We start from the raw sequence: 21,566 nt of genomic DNA on the forward strand, positions 1-21,566 counted from the left end.
CCATTTTTCCCCTTTTATCATTTAGTTCGTTTTTTCCCTTTCCTTGTAAAAAGGAGTAGAGCTCCTACAATCACGAATAAAATAATTAACAATGGAACCCAGTTAGCCCATGTTGTCGTGCCACCCTTTACCTCAATATCTGTTTGTCCAGTTCCCTTTGTATGTCCTTGATATCCTGCTTCTGTTTGGAAAAAATCCTTAATCTCATTTAAAATCAGATCCCGATTGGAATCAAACTTTGCCCGATCTGATGAAACTTTTCCTACTCCAAATAATCCAGGATTACCAAGGGAAGCTAAGGCTTCATCAAAAGCATTACGTATCTTTTGGTCTAATTCTGGATCTGCTTTTATAACTTCTGGGGATAAGGCTTCATAGTTAGCAAACGCTTTAGCTAATAATACCTTTGCTTGAGCATAATCATCAAATATTTCCCCCATATTGGTAAATCGTCTTTCAATGTTACGAACGATCACAACCTTCATCTCATAAATCACTAGATTTGCATCCTTGTCATCAATTCCTTTTTGAATCCGATCCACCTGCTCTTGGCCAAACTCTTTTACCATTTCTGGTTTAATTTCATTCAATTTGTTTTGAACTGCTGCAAAATCCTTCGTTTCTTTACTCAATGCTGCTAACATATCTGTATAAGCTGATGCTATTGCATCTTCATTAGGACTACCATAAGAATAGGCATTGACATTTGTAGGAATGAATGTTGCTACTAGCATGAGCATCATGAGTAAAGAAGCAACCATGTTACTAGTTTTCATCATTTTTAACCCCCACTCGAAATGATAAAATCTTCCTTTTCTATTTTAATTGATAATGATTATTATCGTCAAAGAAATTTAACTATTTTTTGACCATTGATGCGCATCCTTGATAATTTTTACTTTTTGTACAGGTCTACTCATTTCTTTGAAAATGGCTGGAATCACTTTCGTCAAATAAGCTTTAAATTTAATGAATGACTTTCCTTTTTGTCTTACTTGATATTGAATTGGAATTTCTTTAAGCCTAAAACCCTTTCGAACCAAATTCAAAGTTAGGACTTGAGCATAGTTGTAATCATGAATGATTTCCGCATGCTCCATTGCTTGCTTGGAAAAAGCTCTCATCCCTGATTGGCCATCATAAATCCATTTTCTTAATAATAAGGACTGTAAAAAGGTAAAGGTGTAATTACCTAAACGTCGATGTAGCTTCATGCCCTTAATTTGTCCTAAAAAGCGTGACCCTATGATATAATCTGCCTCCCCTTTAAAAAGAGGTTCTAAAAGATCAGGGATCTGTTCAGGGGGATATTCATTATCTGAATCAATATAAACGCCGATATCAGCCCCTAAACAGAGAGCTTTTTCTAGCCCTTTTCTTACTGCTGCTCCTAACCCTTGATTGCTTGAGAACGAAAAAATATAATCAGCACCAGCCCTTTTTGCAACAGAGACGGTTTGGTCTTCTGACCCATCATCAATCACTAGTACTTTCACATCTATTCTTGAATCAAAATTTCGAGGAATTCTAGCAATAACTTCGCCAATTATTTCTTCTTCATTATGTGCCGGTAGAAATACGATTACTCTCTGCTTCTTCATTTATGTTCCCCTTTAACTCTTTGATTGCTTCCATTAGAACAGGACCTCTGCTATGTTCTGGGAATGGCGCACCTAATAAATAGGCGATGGTCGGAGCAACAGAGATTAAAGAATGTCGCTTATCCACTTGTTTCCCTTTTGCAATATTTGGCCCATGCATAAAGAATGGAACAAATCGTTCCCCTTCATCTAAATGGCCATGACCACCAATCCCATCTGATTGTCCATGATCAGCAGCAATAATGATCGTAGTATCTTCCATCATGCCTTTATCTTCTAACCAATGAACAAACTCTTCAATTAAATGGTCTGCTTCCTCAATTTTTTGCTTATATTCTTCATACAAAGAACCTCGACTATGCCCAGTTTGATCGGTACTAATCAGTTGAACTGCTAATAAATCAGGATTTTGCTCGCTCATTATTTTTTTTGCCCGTTCAATAATATTTCGATCTGCTACATCGTTATTCATGACTGCTGTCACACTTTCTACATCATCTGCCATTGCATCGATTAAATGAGCAATTCCTAGTAACCTGCCTTTTTTCCCAACCTTTCTGAGAGAATCAAAGACGCTCTCTACTTTAATTCCTAATTTCCATACCATATTCGATTTAATTCCATGCTCTTTTGGGTAAGTCCCTGTAAAGATAGAAGAAAAACAGACAACGGTTCTTGCAGGGTACACGGTTTCCATTTGTGTATATTCTGTTCCATTTAGTCGCAATTGATCGAGAAAAGGAGTATTGGCTTCAACAAAACGATCTTTTCTTGCCCCATCTACAATTATCATGATCACTTTCTTGGTTAAAGCTTGACTTGATTCTGTGAAAAATTGTTTGGTATATCCTTCCCTTTCCTTTGGTTTCCAATCAAACAAATAATGGTGTAAGAGCCAGCTAAATAAGAATACAAAACCACCAAAACCTAATAATCTAATCCAATCTAACTCGCCAATGGTATAACCCTGTTGCAATAAGGAATATTGGCGATCCCACAAGAATAACAACAATAAAAACTTCGGGATCTGTTCTTGAGCATTACCACTGGTAGAATCGCTATTTTTTAAAACTAACTTCCAAAAGCGTGTAAAATTTAACCAAGATGTACCGATTCGTAAATGGTAATAAAAAGTTCCCCAAAAAAAGATTGTAAAGAAAAAATAGAGTCCTAAAGCAAATAAAGAAAGGCCTATATTTAGCTGATTCCATAAAATGAGCGAAACAACAAAGGGAATCCATAAATAATTCCTTAGCATCAATGGGTAGTCATAAACATAGTAAATTACAAGTAGAGGCAAAATGGTTAACATGCTCAAAGCCATAGTGGACCAGAACGAACTAGTAGACCAATCGGGAATATGAAAGAGCAAAAAAGTCCCTACTACAAAAATAGGAGTAAAAGGTTTTCCCTCATTTAATAAATTCCATCCCCTTGCCGCAATAATCTCAAACCAGGATGCTTTTTTCATTCTGCATTTGCCCCTTTCTCGTTGATTTTTAGCCACTTCTTTAATTCGCTGATCCGAATCGGGTATTTAAATAAGACGTAAAGACCAACTAAATAAGAAAAAAAGAACTTAAATCCATGACTAACCAAAGCGATACTATAGGCTTCCTCCCATGATAAACCCACTCTTGAAAGAGCAAAGCTCATCATACTTTCATAATTGCCGATTCCACCTGGTGTAAAATGAAAGACCTGAGTAGAGATTGTTAAACTGTTAACCCAAATTGCATCAAGAAAAGATAGAGAAAGCCCCGAGGCCATCGTTACGCCAAACACAACGATCGTTTCAAAAAGCCAACTTAGCGTAATAAACAAAATGAGATAGATTCCTTTTGTTCCTGAAAAAGCCTGTTGAATCATCTGCCAATGTTTTCGCAAAATGTCTGAATTCATTCTTTTTGATAACCAATAAAAGAGAAGGAGTCCTAAGCTTAAACCGGTAAGCACAATCAGAAATAGGCCTATAGAAAGATCGAAACCAATAAATAATGCACCAACATTTACTATTAGACCCAAGATAAGCATATCTAGTAATCTCATTACCACGACTGAATGAAGAGTTTCATCAAACTGAACCTTTTTCTCTTTTATTAGCAATCCTACTCTTACTGCATCGCCTACTTTAAGTGGCAACAAATGATTGATAAAGAGACTATAGAATAAGGCATAAAGGTAAACAGATAGAGGAATGGATTGATTCAAATACCATTTCCATGCCAATGCCCGAAGAACAAAAGCCAGTCCATAAACAACAAACATGGCGATTAACCAAGTTGGATTGGTTATTAGTTGCTTACTAACCCTTCCAATAAGATCGACATCGAAATAACGCAATGTTAAAAAGGTAAAAAAGATTAAAAAGATAAAGCCTATGAGTCGAAAAAGTGTTCTTTTCATAAAATCTCTTGATGTTCCTTTGCCCAAGTAATGGTACGTGACAATCCCTCTACAATCGATGTAGTTGGTTGATAACCTAACTGTTCCTTTGCCTTGCTAATATCTGCCCAAGTCATTTTTACATCCCCTGTACGCCATGGCTTTTTTACGATTCTCAACTGTGGAAAATGCTTTTTAAATTCTTGTAATAGTTTGTTCATTGAGACTGGTTGACCAAAACCAAGATTATAAACTTCATTGGTTGCTGGTCTTTCTATTGCTTTTGTGATTCCGGCGATAATGTCATCAATATAGGTATAATCTCGGGCAGAATCGAGAGCAAATACCTCAATCTCCTCTCCCTGTAACAGTTTCTTGATAAATTTAGATATCGCCATGTCTGGTCGACCAAAAGGTCCATAAACTGTAAAAAAACGTAAGATCGTTAGTTGAAAACCATAAAGTTGTTGATAGACATGACAAAAAGCTTCACCACTTACTTTACTAGCTGCATAAGGGGAAATTACTTTGCCATTAGCCATTCCTTCAGATAAAGGTGTTCCCTCTTGATCACCGTAGACCGAAGAAGAGGAGGCAAAAATCACCTGTTTTACCCCTGTTTCACCAGCCCATTTTAAAAGATTTATAGTCGCTTTAATATTTGAATCTATGTATATTCCTGGATGTTCTATGGAATAAGCCACACCTGGCATCGCAGCCAGATGAACCACTACATCAAATGCATTCTGTTTAAAAAGCTCCTTAACAAAATTTTCATCTATTAAATTTTCTTGATAAAAATCTACCTTACCCATTCGTGTGACACGTTCTATCTGTTTTAATTTTCTCTCTTGAGAATAGTAAGAATTTAGCTCATCAACAATGATGATATGGTGATCTTTTTGTAATAGTTGGATCGCTAAATGATGGCCGATAAAACCAGCGCCGCCTGTTACTAAAATTTTCAATCCATCTCACCTCTAAAATAAACGTTTGTTCACATCAATGAAAAAGCCGCAAAAAGCGGCTTTTTCAAAAAAGATAAGAAAGTATAACTTTCTTCCACTTCTCCTTAATCTTTATTCATAGAAGGGCACGGATGACGGAGCGCGATGGAATATACAAACCCTTGTTACAACAATCTAATCACTACTTACTTGCTTTTTCAATCGCTTTGTTTAAGCTTTTCTCAATTTCGGTTAGAATATTTTTAGCTTCTTCTTGTTTTTGCGCCTTTGTAGCTTCAAGATGCTTTTGGGCTTGTTCATTTAAAGTATTGTAAGCTTCTTCTCCTAGAATTCGTTGAAGATCAGTATCAATCATATCAATAAACAGTGCTCCTTCAAGAGCTGTAATGACAGCTTTATCTTTGCCCCAATTCTCCTGGCTTTCTTCATATTCTTTAAGAGCAACCGTCGCAAAACCTCTTACAAAAGCATTATTGATGTCATTAGGATCTAATGCTTTCACATCTGTAGCAAGATCAAATTGGCTTTGAATAAATTCTGCTTCTTCCTTGGCGTTTTTCACTAAATATCCGTTTAAAGCTTGATAGAAGGCCCAGCCCTCTGCTTGTTCTGCTTTTGCTTCTTTTTCATCTTCTTGTGCTGCAATTTTGCTTGCATAACCATTAGGTAAGGCCCCTGTAGCTAAATAGAAAGTCTTCATCAATGTTTTATCAACAACTTGTTTTCCTAGTTGAAACCCTAATTGATCTCCTGCTTCTATTGCTTTGTCCATTTCAGCAAAGCCTGCATCAATTTTAGCAACTAATTGAGTTTGGTAAGCTGCATCACGTTTTTCAACTGTAGATTTTAGAATCGCATAAAATTCTTTTGCTTCCTTCATTTCTTCCTTAACCTTATCTTTATTATCCCAGTTTTCTGCTACTTCAGTGAATTCATGACGAATGGTAAAGAAGAAATTCTTTTGCATTAATTTGTCAAAGATTTGCTTTACAACAACCCCATCCATTGAGTTGTTTTTTCCAGCCTCTAAGGCTGCCATGATCTGTTGATCAGCAGACTCATTAAATTCAGCATCACGTTTTTGAACCAATGGTTGAAGTTCTTTTGTATAAAGGTCAATCACCTTTTGATAATCTACTGTTTGTCCTTCCTTTGCTTTTGCAAGTTCATCTACTGCTTCTTTATAGATCGTAGATACGGACACTTCTTTATTTTTTTCTTTTTGTGTCTCTGTTTGATTCGTTTGTTGTGGTTCTATGTTTTTTTGGCTAGTTTCTGTTGTACTACACCCCGCCAAAACACCACTTGCTGCAATAAGTCCTGCTAGAACTGCGATATGTAGCTTTTTCTTCATGATAACCCCCCTAATTGATAATGGTTTTCATTTCTCTCTAACTGAAATTATAAAGATAATGAGAATCATTGTCAACTATAATTTCTCCCGACGCCGAAATATTGAAACCCAGCTTCTATTAATGGGGCAATATCTAATAGATTGCGGCCATCAATTATAATTTTATCTTCCATTTTTTTAGCTAATTCGCCATAAGGAAGGGTTTTAAATTGCTTCCATTCTGTAACGAGAATAATAGCATGACTATGCTCAAAAATCTCTTCGATCTTTTTAATATATTTAATCTTCCATTTAGGATATGTCTTTCTAAAGTTATCGATGGCTATAGGATCATATACTTTGATAGCAGCACCTAATTCCAATAATTTTTCTATGATTTCAATTGAGATCGCCCCTCGAATATCATCGGTATTTGGCTTAAAGGAAAGGCCAAGGATGCCAATCTCTTTATTTTTTAAATCCCCTAACGCTTCCTTTAATTTAGAAATGACCCATTCCTTTTGCTTTTGATTGACATCGATTGTTGCTTTGACCAATGACATCTCGATACCTTTTTCTTTTCCTTGATTTAAAATGGCCGAGGTATCTTTAGGGAAACATCCCCCTCCCCAGCCAATTCCTGCTTTTAGATAGCTTGTTCCAATCCTTTGATCCAATCCAATTCCTTCGGCCACTTCTGTGATATCTGCACCTACTTTTTCAGCCAACCTTGCAATTTCATTGATGAAGGAAATTTTCATTGCTAAAAAGGCATTAGCCGCATATTTGATCAATTCTGCACTTTTAATTTCTGTTACAAACCATACCGGTTTAGGTTGATGATCTGGCTGTTGAATAGGCAACTTTAAGGATAAGGGAAATGTCTGATTTAGTATTGGTGAGTATAGCCTTTTTAATAAGTCTTGCACATGGGAAGAATCTGTGCCAATTACAATACGATCAGGGTATAGACTATCGTATACTGCTAACCCTTCTCGCAAAAATTCTGGGTTAGATGCAACATAGATTTCTTGGTTAATTTCCCGTTTTTTCAGTTCTTCTTCGATCCATTCTTTAACACGATAAGTCGTGCCAACAGGAACTGTAGATTTAATGATCACAATAGGTTGACTTCCATTGCTCCACTTTTGGCCTATACTTTTTGCAACTTTTTCAACTGACGTTAAATCAACGTCGCCATTTTCCTTCATTGGTGTCCCAACTGTAATGATAATCAACTCTGTCTTAGAGTTAAACGATCCCCATGAAGAAATAAAGGTAAGGTTGGGTCTAGCCACCTCCAGTAGCTCTCCCAACCCTTCTTCAAAAATAGGAACCTCACCTTGTTTCAGTTTCTCTATCTTATCCTTATTAATATCTAAGAGGGTAACATCATTTCCCAAAGAAGCGAAAATCGCAGCTGTTGTAAGACCTACATACCCTGCTCCAATCATTGTAATTCTCAATTTTTGTTCACCTTCTATTTAAACTGAACCTTCTTTTCTAGGTATTCCTTTAATTCAGCAATAGGAATTCGTTGTTGTTCCATGGTATCTCGATCTCGCACTGTAACCATCTGATCTTGCTTTGAATCAAAGTCGTAAGTAATACAAAACGGTGTACCAATTTCATCGTGGCGACGGTAACGTTTACCGATTGAACCTGAATCATCAAAATCAACCATGAAATATTTTGAAAGCTCTTCAAAGATACCTTTAGCCTCTTCCGATAGTTTTTTCGATAATGGCAGGATTGCAGCTTTGTATGGAGCAAGTGCTGGATGGAAGTGCATCACAGTACGTGTGGTTCCATCTTCAAGTTCTTCCTCATCATAAGCATCGATAAAGAAAGCTAATGCTACACGATCCGCTCCAAGAGAAGGTTCAATACAATAAGGAATGTAACGTTCATTGGTTTCTGGATCGATATAGTTGAAGTCTTCACCAGAATATTGCATATGCTGCTTCAAATCATAATCTGTACGGGAAGCAATACCCCATAATTCGCCCCAACCAAATGGAAACTTATATTCGAAATCGGTGGTTGCATTACTATAATGAGACAATTCTTCTTCTGAATGATCGCGCATCCGGATGTTTTCCTTTTTCATTCCTAGGCTGAGTAGCCATTTTTCTGCATATTGCTTCCAATAATCAAACCATTTTAATTCTTCACCTGGCTTGCAGAAAAACTCAAGCTCCATTTGTTCAAATTCACGTGTACGGAAGGTAAAATTCCCTGGAGTAATCTCGTTACGAAAGCTTTTACCGATTTGAGCGATACCAAAGGGAAGCTTTTTGCGCATGGTTCGCTGTACATTTTTAAAGTTCACAAAAATTCCTTGTGCTGTTTCTGGACGTAAGTATATTTCATTCGTACTTGTTTCTGTAACCCCTTGGTGGGTCTTAAACATTAAATTAAACTGACGGATATTGGTAAAATTATGACTTCCACACTCTGGACAAGCGATATCATGTTCTTTTATCAATTGTTCCATTCTCTCAAATGGTAATCCATCAACGACCATTTCGATTCCTTTTTCGTCTAAGGCATTTTCGATTAACTTATCCGCTCGATGCCTCGCTTTACAGTCCTTACAATCGATCATTGGATCATTAAAATTACCAAGGTGTCCAGAAGCTTCCCAGGTTCTCGGATTCATTAAAATAGCTGCATCAAGACCGACATTATAAGGGGATTCTTGCACGTATTTTTTCCACCATGCTCGTTTAATATTGTTTTTCAATTCGGTTCCTAGTGGACCATAGTCCCATGTATTCGCTAGTCCACCGTAAATTTCTGATCCTGGAAAAATAAAACCACGATGTTTAGCATGGGCGACAATTTGCTCCATTGTTACATTCATTTTCATTCGCTCCTTATCTATTACTATTCCAATTACTTTGAGGGGCTCCACGAAACGAAAAAACTCTCGCCTCTAGGCCACCAAGCCTAGGGACGAGAGTTGATATTCCCGCGGTTCCACCCTAGTTGATACACAGATGTGCATCCTCTTTTCAAAAGCAACTCCAGACTGCCGTTTCACTGAATCTTTTTGCCAGGCTTTCACCCTCCCTAGCTCGCTTTAAAAAAGGATTTCAGTTACTATTGTCCTTTCATCGTTACCATTTACATTATGCTTATTTTGATGTTAATCATACAAAATTTAAATAGAAGAGTCAAACCCATTTACGCAAATAGGTTCACATTATTTATGCTTTTCAAGTTTAAATGAGCTCTTTAATGATACGATACGATTGAAGACTAAGTTCTCGTTTGTTGTATATCTTGGATCGACATTAAAATATCCATGTCTAAAAAATTGGAACTTATCTTGAACTTTTGCTTCCTTCATATTTGGTTCAACAAATCCATGTACCACTTCTAAAGAATTAGCATTGATATGATCGAGGAAGGTTGTTCCTTCTTCTTGATCTTCTTCTAAAATCAATGGTTCATATAACCTAAATTCAGCTGATACCGCATGTTTAGCATCTACCCAGTGAATCGTACCTTTTACTTTCCTTCCCGTAAATCCAGTTCCACTTTTGGTTTCTGGATCATAAGTACAATGTAGCTCAATGACGTTGCCATTTTGATCTTTTATAACATCATTACACTTAATAAAGTATGCATGTTTTAGACGAACTTCATTTCCTGGGAATAATCGATAATATTTGTTTGGTGGATTTTCCATAAAATCATCTTGTTCAATATAAATCTCCCTAGAAAATGGAATCTGCCGATTACCCATCTCTGGATTTTCTGGATTATTCTCTGCTTCTAACATCTCTACCTGATCTTCTGGGTAGTTCGTGATAACTACTTTCAATGGTCTTAGCACACCCATTGTTCTTGGCGCTTTTAATTTTAGATCTTCTCTAACAAAATGTTCTAACATTTGAGCATCTACTTTACTATTTGCCTTAGCGACCCCAATCTCTCTAACAAAATTGCGAATCGATTCCGAAGTATATCCTCTTCTTCTAAGTCCAGAAATGGTAGGCATACGTGGATCATCCCAGCCATCCACAATCTTTTCATCAACTAAAAGCTTTAGTTTTCTTTTACTCATCACCGTATTGGTTAAGTTTAAACGAGCAAATTCAATTTGTTGTGGTTGATGCTCCATTTCTGTTTCTCTCACTACCCAATCGTATAAAGGACGATGGTCTTCAAACTCTAATGTACACAAAGAATGGGTAACTCCTTCAATCGCATCTTCGATAGGATGAGCATAGTCATACATTGGATAAATACACCACTTATCACCCGTATTGTGATGTGTAGCATGTGAAATACGATAAAGAACTGGATCCCTCAGATTTAAATTAGGCGAGGCCATATCAATCTTTGCCCTTAATACCTTTTCTCCATCTTTAAATTCGCCCTTGCGCATCCGTTCAAATAAATCCAAATTTTCATCAATAGAACGATTTCGATATGGACTTTCTTTTCCAGGCTCAGTAAGTGTTCCACGAGCTTGCCTTATTTCTTCTGCTGATAAATCATCTACATAAGCTAAACCTTTTTTAATCAAGATGATTGCTCGATTATACATTTCTTCGAAATAATCAGAGGCAAAAAAAAGTCCGTCCCATTCAAAACCAAGCCATTTTACATCTTCTTTAATTGCCTCAACGTATTCAGTATCCTCTTTTAAGGGGTTTGTATCATCAAACCGTAAGTTGGTCTTACCCTTAAATTCATCTGCTAATTCAAAATTTAATACGATCGATTTGGCATGGCCAATATGTAAATAGCCGTTAGGCTCTGGTGGAAACCTAGTGATGATTTGATCCCGCTTGCCAGTCTTCAAGTCTTCAACTACGATATTTCTTATGAAATTAGAAGGACTATTCTTTTCTTCCATTCTTCTCAACCTTTCTTATTCCATTGCATGGCATTCACATGTATATATATCACAAATCGCACAAAAAGCAAATATTTTCTATATATGTTTATCTATTATGTTACACTATTTTTTCCGATTTTTTCTTTCTTTATAAAAAAGGTTTGTTTATTCCATCGCGCTCCGTCATCCATGCCCTTCTATTAATAAAGATTACGGAAAGAAGGGCACTCTGAAGGCACACAAAGTGTACAAGTCGTGCTACACAGCTAAAGCTGCTAGTCACGCTATGTCGCAGCTTATGGAATATACAAACCCTTAAATGACAAATGGAAGAAAGTTATACTTTCTTAATCTTTGAGAAAGGAAAGGGGGACTTTAAAAAGCCCCCATTTCTTAACGTCTATTTTATATAAAATACTACAGATTCATATGCTCTTAATTTAAGTTGATCAAATCGATTCTCTGTATCTTGGTAGTTCGAGATAAGAATACTAGATTCTCCAGTTAGCTCTAAACCCTCAGGTAACTCAAAAACGGTTTCTTGCGAATAAAAATTATTTATCACTAAAAGTTTTTTATTATGATATGAACGAATATAGGCAAAAATTTGTGGATGATTTTCCAGAATTAATTGAAAATCGCCATAAGCAATGACATCATGCTCTTTTCGTAATTGTATTAACTTTTGGTAATGAAAAAAGATAGAGTCCTTATCAGTTAAAGCTTGATCCACATTGATCTCTTTGTAATTGGAAGCTACTCCAATCCACGGAATTCCAGAAGTAAACCCAGCATGTTCATTTGTATTCCATTGCATTGGTGTACGGGAATTATCACGCGATTTTTGTTTTAATATAGCCATGATTTCTTTATCGGATTTCCCCTGATTTTTTAATGAGTAATAAGCATTGATCGATTCTACATCGCGATACTGATCAATATCATCAAAATTGGGATTGGTCATTCCGATTTCTTCTCCCTGATAAATATAAGGGGTTCCTTGTAATAAATGTAGAGCCGTTGCTAACATCTTGGCTGATTCTTTATGATATTCCCGATCATTCCCAAAACGGGAGACAACTCTAGGTTGGTCATGGTTACACCAAAATAGCGCATTCCAACCACCCCCCTGACTCATCCCGTATTGCCATTCACTAAGAATTTTCTTTAGTTTAATAAAATCAAAATCAGCTTTTACCCATTTTTCGCCATTTGGGTAGTCCACTTTTAAATGGTGGAAGCTAAAAGTCATACTCAATTCTTTTTCTTCCGGATTCGTATACCTTACACAATTTTCAATAGAAGTAGAAGACATTTCCCCTACCGTTAACATCTCAGGATAGCGGGAAAAAGTTTTACGATTCATTTCCTTTAGAAACTCATGGATACGTGGTCCATCTGTATAATACTTCCGCCCATCGTCTATTGGGGTTTGATACGTATCATTTGGAAATGATTGATTTTTGGAAATAAGATTGATGACATCTAAACGGAAGCCATCTACCCCTTTATTTAACCAAAAATTCATCATTTGATAAATTTCTTCCCTGAGTTGAGGATTTTCCCAGTTTAAATCTGCTTGTGTCACATCAAAAAGATGCAAATAGTATTGCCCTGTCTTCTCATCATACTTCCATGCATTCCCACCAAACTTAGAACTCCAATTATTTGGCGGCTCACCATTTTCCCCATCTTTCCAGATATAAAAATTTCGATAGGGATTCTCTTTTGCAGAAGAAGCTTCTTTAAACCAGGTATGTTCTGTTGAAGTATGGTTAACTACAATATCCAAAATGATTTTGATGCCTTTTTCATGGGCTTTTTGTAATAATATCTCAAATGTTTCCATTGTCCCATAATCTGGGTTGATTCGATAATAATCACTAATGTCATATCCATTATCTTTTTGCGGAGATTCATAGATCGGGGTTAACCAAATCACATCTACTCCTAATTCTTTTAAATAATCTAATTTATCGATAATCCCCTGTAAGTCACCGATTCCATTTCCAGTTGTATCTTTAAAACTCTTTGGATAGATCTGATATACAACGGATTTTTTCCACCAAGGTTGTTCCAATATTAACACCACCGATATTCAATTATTTCTTAACTTTCCCATAGAGATAAGTGAGTACAAATGGAACGACTAAAGCGATACCCATACCTATAAAGAATGGCCCCCAATTTTGTGGGAAAATAGATAAGAATCCAGGTAGGCCACCAACCCCAATCGAGGAAGCCCTTACATCATTTATTGTAATTACCACTGCTGCAATGGCTGAACCGATCATCGCTGAAATGAATGGGTATTTATAGCGAATATTTACCCCAAACATCGCTGGTTCTGTAATTCCTAAATAAGCAGAAATCGCAGAGGTTAGAGATAAACCTTTTGTTTTTTCATCTTTAGAGACTAACATCATCGCCAATGCTGCAGAACCTTGAGAAATGTTAGATAATGCAAGAATTGGCCATAAGAAAGTTCCCCCTAAGTTGGAAATCAACTGTAAATCCACTGCTAAGAAAGTGTGATGCATTCCTGTAACTACTAATACGGAATAGAATCCACCATAGATTAATGCACCTAATACAGAAAATTTATCAAATATTGCTACAAAACCAGAAGTGATCGCATTTCCAATTGCAAAGGTAACAGGCCCAATCACGATAAATGATAAGAAACCAGTGATTAATAATGTGATTGGTGCAACTAATAATAATTTAAAAGCATCAGGAACACGCTTATTTAGAAATTGCTCTATTTTAGCTAAGATATAAGATGAGAATAATACAGGTAATACTTGACCTTGGTAACCAATTTTTTCAACATTAAAACCAAAGAGATTCCAATATGGTACAGCACCTTTTGCTACAGCCTCACCATAACCCCATGCATTTAATAGTGCTGGGTGCACAAGCATCAGACCAAGAACGATACCTAATAATTCACTACCACCAAACTTTTTAACCGCTGACCAGCCAATCAAACCTGGTAGAAAAACGAAAGCAGTATTTGCAATTAAATTAATCATATCTGCTAAGTCTTTCCATTGGGTATATACATCAACAAATGCTTGATCTGCAAAGAAAATCCCTTTTCCTGTCAACACATTATTGATTCCCATTAATAAACCGGCAGTTACAATCGCTGGCAAAATAGGAATGAAAATATCTGCTAAGATTTTAACTGCTCGTTGAAACGGATTTAGATTCTTTTCTGCCACATCTTTAATCTCTTGTTTTGTCGCACGTTCAATTCCAGCCACCTCAACAAATTGATCATATACTTTATTGACCAACCCTTGTCCTATTACTACTTGAAATTGTCCATTCGCTGAAAATGAACCTTTAACAAGATCAATATTTTCTAACATCGATTTATCTACTTTATTTTCATCTTTTAAAGCAAGTCTTAATCTCGTCACACAATGAGTAGCAGCGATAATATTGTCCTTACCACCAATGGCTTGAATAATTTGTTCAACAGACTCTTTTTTTATGTCCATAATTTCATCCTCCTGTAATCGTTTTCGTTATCCATCATAACTTGTATAAACAAGTTAGTCAATACTTGTATATACAAGTTCAAATATGTAATTTATGTCATTTTATTATTTTAATAAAGTTCAACTTTTATGTGGGACAAAAAAAGTCGCCCTAACGGCGACGAGCAAAATCAGAGAATACAAATCGATCTGGGCGATGATGTGACTCTGTATATTCAAATTGGGTTCCATCATTTAGATGAGCGAAGTTTTTAACAACTACCACGAAAGGGTAGCCTTTTATATCAAGGTTTTGCTTGTCTCTCATAGTTGCTGGTTCCACTTGAATCACTCTCCTTGCAAAACCAATTTTTAGTTTTAATATTTCTTCAATATATTGATAAATTGACTGTTCTGCAATTTCTTTTGTTAAATCTATAATCAAATCTTTTAGAAAGTAGTTTATGTCAAAAATAATTCGTTCTCCATCTAAATGACGGATTCGATAGATATAGTAGGCTTCTTTACCAATAGGGAGATTCGTCTTTTGATGAAGTGATTCATCAATAATTACTTCTTCAAACTTAGGGACTGTAGTGACAAATTTTTCCCCATTTCCTACACTTGCTTCTTTAAAGCTTACTAATCCCCCAAAGGAAAACGTGATTGTATCGTGGTCTAAAACAAAGACACCTTTCCCATGTAAGCTGTGAACTAAACCCTCTTCCGCTAGTAGGTCTAACGCCCTCCTGATCGTACCGCGACTCGTGTTATATTTTTTACATAAATCATGCTCAGAGGGAAGTTTTTCCCCTGGACTATACTGTCTTTCCACAATGGCGTTTCTTATCTCCTCATAGATTTCGATGTATCGTTTATTCATAAATCCTCCTACCTATCGTACCCGTGTTTACTCATATTATAGCAGACTTCACTAGGAAACAAAGAAGGGATAAATGGAGTAGTTTCTAAGGGAAATTGGACATTCTAACCACAGTGTCAACCCTTCTATTTTGTCACAGAAGGGTTTCTTGATCGCTTATTTTTCCATGATAAATAACCTTTTTTTGAATTAGAATCCCCGACTCACGGCTCAGTTTCTTAAGAAAGCTTTCTTCTCGCTTTGTCACGATAGAGATCACTGTACCTACTGCATTCATTCTTCCTGTTCTACCTGAACGATGAATATATTGTTTGGTATCATGGGGAAAGTCAAAATGGATGACATGATTCAATCCTTCTATGTCCAAACCTCTTGCTGCTACATCTGTCGCCAAAAGTAGTGCTACCTTTCCCTCCCGAAAATGCCGCAAGGCTTGTTGCCTCTCTCCTTTACTAGACTCTCCATTTAAAACTTCCGATGCAATTCCTTTATATTTTAATTTTGCTTGAACCTCAAACATTTTTTCCATGTCGTTGATAAATGCTAAAGCCTTTATTCCATCTATTCTCATGATTCGACGAAGGACATCAATCTTATCTCTAAGTTCACTTACAAAGTAGATGTGTTCTACATTAGATTCGCAATCTTTCTTCTTTTCAATTCGAATGACTTGAGGATCTTTCATCCATCTTTTTGCTAATTGTTCATTTTCTTTAGACAAGGTGGCTGAAAAGAATAAGAGTTGTCGTTCTTTTTGTGTTGCCTTTATGATACTTTGTACATTTTTAATATGATCTTGTACAATTAACATATCAAATTCATCTACCACGATCATTTTGACGTTATGCATTTTTAATTTTTTCATCTTGATCAGTTCTAGTAAACGCCCTGTGGTTCCCACTACAATCTGTGGATGCTTTTTTATTTTTTCAAGCTGGAGCTTTATATTAGCTCCACCTATAAAAGAGGCACTAGTGATTTCACTTCCTTGCGCCCACCTTTGAATTTCTTCATAAATCTGCATAACCAATTCTCTAGATGGTGCGATGATTATAGCCTGAGTTACCTTTTTCTCTAAATCAATCCTTTCTAACAAGGGTAAAAGATAAGTTATCGTTTTCCCGGTTCCTGTAGGAGATTCAGAGATTACATCCTTTCCTTCTAAAATCAATGGAACTGCCTTCTCTTGAATCATCGTTGGCTTTTGAAAACCTTTATGTTTCCAAGCTTCCTGTAAAAACGGTTGCAACCTTTGTAACACAGACCAATCGCCTATTCCTTTTGTGTTATTTTCCATTCGATAATTCCCTTTCTATTCGAAGTATTCACTTCACAGTATTTACAAATTATAATCGATTCATTGAAAAAAAGACAGAAATGTTGTCCAAAGAAACAACTTCTGCCTTTTTTTCATAATAAAGAAAGATTGAGTGTAGTCACTTTTGTAGGTGAAGTTTACTCTTTAACCCCTCCAGATGTTAATCCAGAGACAATTTGTTTCTGGAAGAAGAGAACCATGATCAATGTTGGGATGGTTACAATGGTCGTAGCTGCCGCAACCTCCCCCCAAAGAATTTCAAACTGGGTTCGTAAAAAGGAAATGGCCACTGGTACCGTGTGATATTCTTGGTTAGAGTTAAGCGTAATCGTTAATAAAAACTCATTCCAGGCTGCGATAAATACTATAATAGCTGTTGTAAACACACCGGGTGCTGCTAATGGAAAAACGATTCGCAATAACGTTTTTAATGGCCCTGCCCCATCAATTTTTGCTGATTCCTCTAAGGCAAGAGGAATATGGTTAAAATGTGTAACTAAAATCCAAACTGCCATTGGCAAGGTAATCGTTGAGTAGGGCAAAACCACAGCATAAGTGTTAGTCAAACCTAATTTTAGGAATAAATTATAGACTGGGCCAACGACGATCATCTGTGGAAACATCGACACAGCTAATATCAACCCCAACAACAAATTTTTACCTTTAAATTCAAAACGTGAGATCGCATAGGCAGCTAATGTTGCCACAGCAACGATATAGATTGTTGTTGTGGTAGCAACGATAAAGCTATTTTTAATTGCGGTCAATATGCCCTTTTCAAACAGGATCGTGATATAGTTTTGCAGTGTTGGGTCTTTTGCAATCACACGAAAAGCACCGTCACCAAAGATCTCACCTGATGTTTTAAAGGAGGTGATAAAGATCCAGAAAAATGGGAATACCATTGCAAACAAATAGAAAGCAACAAAAATGGAAACTATAATCATCATTTTACTCTTTGGTCTGCTCATCTTTATTCCCTCCTTTAGTTTTTCTCCATTAAATTTGTACCCAACACTTTTACATAAATCGTTGCAATAATCGCCACAATCACAAACATAACCATCACAATTACTGAACCATAGCCAAAGTTGGTCTGGGCAAACATGACTTTATATCCATAAATCGAGAGTGTTTCCGTTCCTCCGCCGGGTCCTCCACCTGTTAAAACATAGATTAAATCAAACACACGGAAGGCATCTAATGTACGAAACAGTAAAGCTACCAATATGGATGGCTTCAAAAGTGGAAGCGTAATGCGGAAAAAGGTCTGAATTTTATTCGCTCCATCAATGGAAGAAGCTTCATACAAAGATAATGGAATATTTTGTAGCCCTGCTAATAATAGTAAAGCCATATAAGGGGTCGTTTTCCATACATCTGCCAAAATAGTGGAGAACATTGCCCCGGAAATACTAAGCAGTAGTTCCCTAGAGTCGTCAACTAGTCCAATATTCTGGAAAAAATTCGCAACAATACCGCTACTACCATCATAAAGGTATCCCCACATTAAGGCGGCAACAGCAGTTGGAATCGCCCAGGGAATTAAAGACGTTGTTCGTATCAGTCCTTGACCTGATATGGCTTTATTCATAATCAATGCCAAGAGAAGGCCTAAAATGAATTCAAAAAAGACAGATATGATTGTAAAAATGATCGTATTGATAAGAGCTGTACCCATACGTTTATCTGATAAGATCTCTTTGTACCCTTTTAAACCAATAAAATTAGAAGGAATGATACTATTTTTTAAATCCTGCATGATTAAGGTTAGATTTTCGCCATTTGGTAATTGATATTTTTGAGTTAGGTCAGAAACGGTTGCGTTAATCTCATCATACAAAGATAAAATTTTCTCCTTTTCTGTCCCGTTAATCTTTTGTACCCCTTTTTTCCCTATAAATTCATTTTCAACTGTTTCTATTCTCTGAATCAATTGATCTACTTTATTTTGATCACTAACATCCGTAATAGAAGGCCGATCTTCTTCAAGAAAGAGCTTTACATACATTTGCGATTCTTGAAACATATCAAAGTTAAATCGTTCGCTTATATATAAACCTGATTTTTGTTGATCGTTTAGTTTATAGTCAAAAAAGGTATAAACAAATGATTGTAAGATTGGCCATAAAGAAAAAACAGCAATCAGCATGATTACAGGTAATGTAAATAAATACCCCTGTATTCCATTCTTTTTCATCAGGGTCACTCCCATTCCTTGTGCATTAGATATTGGAACATTCATTCTATAAGTATAAAGGAAATGGTTCCTTAAGCAGGGAAAGGCCCTAATCGGATTAGAGCCTTTTCCTACATTATGGTTATTTTTATTGATTATTGATTGATTGCATCTTGGATCGTCTTCACAATAGCATCTAGATCTTTGCCAGAACTTAGGTATTTATTTGCCTCTACTTGAATCGTATCTGAAACCTTAGAGTATTCAGGTGATACAGGACGAGCAATGGTGGTTGCTAATGCTTTTTTAAACCCTTCAAAGCCTAACATTTCATTTGCTGAAATAACTTCTTGATCCTCTAGTAAAGCATTATATCCAGGTAAATATCCACCTTTTGTAGACATGATTTTCTGCCCTTCAGGGCCAGCAGCAAACTTAATAAATTCCCATGCTCCGTCAACATTTTTAGAGTTCTTATTGATGCCTAAAAGCCAGCCACCAACAGAACCTCCATTTGGAAGTGGTGCAATCCCTACATCTTTCACATCGACTGTAACACCACTTTCTTTACCTTTAATACGACCAAATTGATATGGCCAGTTACGAGCAAACACTGCATTACCTTGTTCAAAGTTCGTATGTGTTTCACCCTCGGTATAGTTTAAAATATCTTTAGCGGCCCAAGGAGCATTTGTAAATGAGTACATTAACTCTAATCCGCCCTTAATATCTTGGAACGATTTTGTAAACTCTGTGACGTTAACTGTTAAGCCTTCATATTGTTTTGATTGATAAACAAAACCATATTTTGTATTCTTTTGACCAGTATATTTTTCTGCCATTTTACCTAAATCTTCATAAGTATAACTTCCACTTTCTAATTTTGCGGCATCTTCTTGACTCACAATATCTTTACGGAAATAAAGTAATCCTAAGTCTGGGAAGAATGGCAATGTGTATTGTTTTCCCTTATAGTTACCTGAAGCCATAGATCCTGCATTAAAATCTTCTTTCTTGAAGCCGCTATCTTTCATATTGACATCGATCGGTTGCAAATAACCTCCTCCAGCAAATTCACCAGCCCAAACTACATCCATAGAAAGAACGTCGTATTCACTAGAACCACTAGATAATGAGGTTAGCAATTGGTCGTGCATTTGCGCAGAATCATTCGTCATTTGTACCCATTCTACTTTATATTTATCTTGACTGTTGTTAAATTGATCAATGAGTGCTTGAGTAGCTGGAGTGTTATCATTTTGAGCAGCAAATTTTAGAACCACCTTTTCAGTAGTACCACTTGTTTCATTTGTTTGCTTTGTATCAGTTGCTCCCTCTTTGTTTTCAGTACTTGAATTACAGCCAACCAAAAACAAACTAAAAATTAATGTAACCGCTATCATAATAGACAGCCATTTTTTCATGAAATAAACCCCCTTCATTATCCTCTTATTTGTATTTACACTTGAATTTTATAAAAAATAACAATAAGATTATATTAAAATATTAAGAAATTTATCAAAATTTTAATATAAGTGGTGACAATCATGATGACCTCAATCAACAAATCGATCATTAACCAATACTTGATGACTAGAATAAAAAATCAACAAGAATTCTTTCTCCATCCACCTTATCTATTAGAACAGCAGCTATTAAACGCTATACAAGAAGGTAATTATACGAAGGCATATGGCGTACTAAATAAAATCAATTCACTAGAAAGGGCTAAATTAGCTCATCACCCTATTCGTTCTTTAAAAAATTCTCTTATCTGCTCCTGTACCCTTTTTACAAGGGCGATTATTCAAGGCGGAGTTCATCCAGAAACTGCATTTAACCTAAGCGATGTGTATATCTTAGAATTAGAAAGAGCAGATGATCCTAAGAGGCTGACTGAACTGGAGTATGAAATGGTCGCCCACTTTATTAACACCCTAAAAGAAGAGAAAAAAAATACATATAACCAAACAATCAATCGCGTCTTATCTTATATCCACGATAATATATTACAAGAGCTATCTCTTCACGAAATAGCTCTACAATTTAATCTAACTCCTAATTATTTATCTCAGTTATTTAAAAAGGAAGTTGGTACTTCCCTTATCGAATTTATTAACCAAAAAAAAATTGAGGAATCAAAATATTTCTTACTCTACACTGATAGCTCTATTTCTGATATTGCTTTGTTATTCCACTTTTGTAATCAAAGCTATTACTCTTCTCTCTTTAAAAAATATACTGGATTAACCCCTAAGAAATTCAGAAATATGAACAGCAACATAAGATAAACTGAGGAACAAAAAATCGAATTTGATAGAAAGACGACGTGGTCCAGATTTTTCGAATTCTTCATCTTGATTTACGCCAGGATTGGGATCAATCACTGATGAAAATCGTTTTTTATCTAAGTTTCGCTCAACTTGCCATTTCTATCTTTTCACTTGGAGTAAACGCAAAGCGACATCGGCGAAAAAGTGACCGATATAGTAAATCACTCATTACTATCATCATTTTAACCATTCTCATTCTACTTTTTACATTTAAAAATATGTA

At 36.0% G+C, this 21,566-nt stretch carries 17 protein-coding genes; 1 reads left to right on the forward strand and 16 read right to left on the reverse strand.

What is annotated here, in order from left to right; all coding sequences use genetic code 11:
- Window positions 1-17: 17 nt before the first annotated feature.
- From TEPIDINF_RS11445 to TEPIDINF_RS11520, 16 genes are all read right to left on the reverse strand, one after another.
- Window positions 18-779, reverse strand: coding sequence for a hypothetical protein (locus TEPIDINF_RS11445; protein WP_421692032.1), 762 nt, complete (start codon window positions 777-779; stop codon window positions 18-20).
- A gap of 75 nt (window positions 780-854) precedes the next feature.
- Window positions 855-1,601, reverse strand: a complete 747-nt coding sequence (locus tag TEPIDINF_RS11450; RefSeq protein ID WP_069799138.1) for a glycosyltransferase family 2 protein — start codon at window positions 1,599-1,601, stop codon at window positions 855-857.
- Window positions 1,561-3,072: an alkaline phosphatase family protein gene (locus TEPIDINF_RS11455; protein ID WP_421692033.1), complete on the reverse strand. Its 1,512-nt coding sequence runs from the start codon at window positions 3,070-3,072 to the stop codon at window positions 1,561-1,563. Before TEPIDINF_RS11455 ends, TEPIDINF_RS11450 begins: the two co-directional genes overlap by 41 nt.
- Complete coding sequence (locus TEPIDINF_RS11460) at window positions 3,069-4,007, reverse strand: lysylphosphatidylglycerol synthase transmembrane domain-containing protein (RefSeq protein ID WP_421692034.1); 939 nt, start codon at window positions 4,005-4,007, stop codon at window positions 3,069-3,071. Before TEPIDINF_RS11460 ends, TEPIDINF_RS11455 begins: the two co-directional genes overlap by 4 nt.
- On the reverse strand, window positions 4,004-4,954 hold the full coding sequence (locus TEPIDINF_RS11465; protein WP_421692035.1) for an NAD-dependent epimerase/dehydratase family protein: 951 nt from the start codon (window positions 4,952-4,954) through the stop codon (window positions 4,004-4,006). Before TEPIDINF_RS11465 ends, TEPIDINF_RS11460 begins: the two co-directional genes overlap by 4 nt.
- 181 nt (window positions 4,955-5,135) lie before the next feature.
- Entirely contained in the window at window positions 5,136-6,308 is a 1,173-nt protein-coding gene (locus TEPIDINF_RS11470; protein WP_421692036.1) for a hypothetical protein, read from the reverse strand.
- A 71-nt stretch (window positions 6,309-6,379) separates the two neighbouring features.
- The gene (locus TEPIDINF_RS11475; protein ID WP_421692167.1) at window positions 6,380-7,771 is read right to left on the reverse strand and encodes a UDP-glucose dehydrogenase family protein; all 1,392 of its coding nucleotides are present in this window, start codon (window positions 7,769-7,771) and stop codon (window positions 6,380-6,382) included.
- Window positions 7,768-9,153 carry a glycine--tRNA ligase gene (locus TEPIDINF_RS11480; RefSeq protein WP_069799127.1) on the reverse strand — a complete coding sequence of 462 codons (1,386 nt, stop codon included), beginning with the start codon at window positions 9,151-9,153 and terminating at the stop codon, window positions 7,768-7,770. Before TEPIDINF_RS11480 ends, TEPIDINF_RS11475 begins: the two co-directional genes overlap by 4 nt.
- Window positions 9,154-9,495: 342 nt before the next feature.
- Window positions 9,496-11,160, reverse strand: a complete 1,665-nt coding sequence (locus TEPIDINF_RS11485) for a glutamine--tRNA ligase/YqeY domain fusion protein (protein WP_421692037.1) — start codon at window positions 11,158-11,160, stop codon at window positions 9,496-9,498.
- A gap of 382 nt (window positions 11,161-11,542) precedes the next feature.
- Window positions 11,543-13,222: an alpha,alpha-phosphotrehalase gene (gene treC / locus TEPIDINF_RS11490; RefSeq protein ID WP_421692038.1), complete on the reverse strand. Its 1,680-nt coding sequence runs from the start codon at window positions 13,220-13,222 to the stop codon at window positions 11,543-11,545.
- Window positions 13,223-13,244: 22 nt separating this feature from the next.
- Window positions 13,245-14,651, reverse strand: a complete 1,407-nt coding sequence (gene treP / locus TEPIDINF_RS11495) for a PTS system trehalose-specific EIIBC component (RefSeq protein WP_068726804.1) — start codon at window positions 14,649-14,651, stop codon at window positions 13,245-13,247.
- 151 nt (window positions 14,652-14,802) lie between these two features.
- Window positions 14,803-15,513 carry a trehalose operon repressor gene (gene treR / locus TEPIDINF_RS11500; protein ID WP_068726806.1) on the reverse strand — a complete coding sequence of 237 codons (711 nt, stop codon included), beginning with the start codon at window positions 15,511-15,513 and terminating at the stop codon, window positions 14,803-14,805.
- A gap of 133 nt (window positions 15,514-15,646) precedes the next feature.
- A complete protein-coding gene (locus TEPIDINF_RS11505) occupies window positions 15,647-16,810 on the reverse strand; it encodes a DEAD/DEAH box helicase (RefSeq protein WP_069799121.1) in 1,164 nt (387 codons plus the stop codon).
- Between the two features lie 158 nt (window positions 16,811-16,968).
- On the reverse strand, window positions 16,969-17,802 hold the full coding sequence (locus tag TEPIDINF_RS11510; RefSeq protein ID WP_068726810.1) for a carbohydrate ABC transporter permease: 834 nt from the start codon (window positions 17,800-17,802) through the stop codon (window positions 16,969-16,971).
- 14 nt (window positions 17,803-17,816) lie between these two features.
- Window positions 17,817-19,031 carry a carbohydrate ABC transporter permease gene (locus TEPIDINF_RS11515; protein ID WP_068726813.1) on the reverse strand — a complete coding sequence of 405 codons (1,215 nt, stop codon included), beginning with the start codon at window positions 19,029-19,031 and terminating at the stop codon, window positions 17,817-17,819.
- 134 nt (window positions 19,032-19,165) lie between these two features.
- Complete coding sequence (locus TEPIDINF_RS11520; protein WP_068726816.1) at window positions 19,166-20,434, reverse strand: extracellular solute-binding protein; 1,269 nt, start codon at window positions 20,432-20,434, stop codon at window positions 19,166-19,168.
- A 123-nt stretch (window positions 20,435-20,557) separates the two neighbouring features.
- On the opposite strand from TEPIDINF_RS11520, the gene TEPIDINF_RS11525 reads away from it, so the two are divergent.
- A complete protein-coding gene (locus TEPIDINF_RS11525) occupies window positions 20,558-21,301 on the forward strand; it encodes an AraC family transcriptional regulator (protein ID WP_069799115.1) in 744 nt (247 codons plus the stop codon).
- Window positions 21,302-21,566 lie beyond the last annotated feature (265 nt).

It is taken from the genome of Tepidibacillus infernus, from assembly GCF_048898065.1.
In the GTDB taxonomy this organism is placed as follows: domain Bacteria; phylum Bacillota; class Bacilli; order Tepidibacillales; family Tepidibacillaceae; genus Tepidibacillus_B; species Tepidibacillus_B infernus.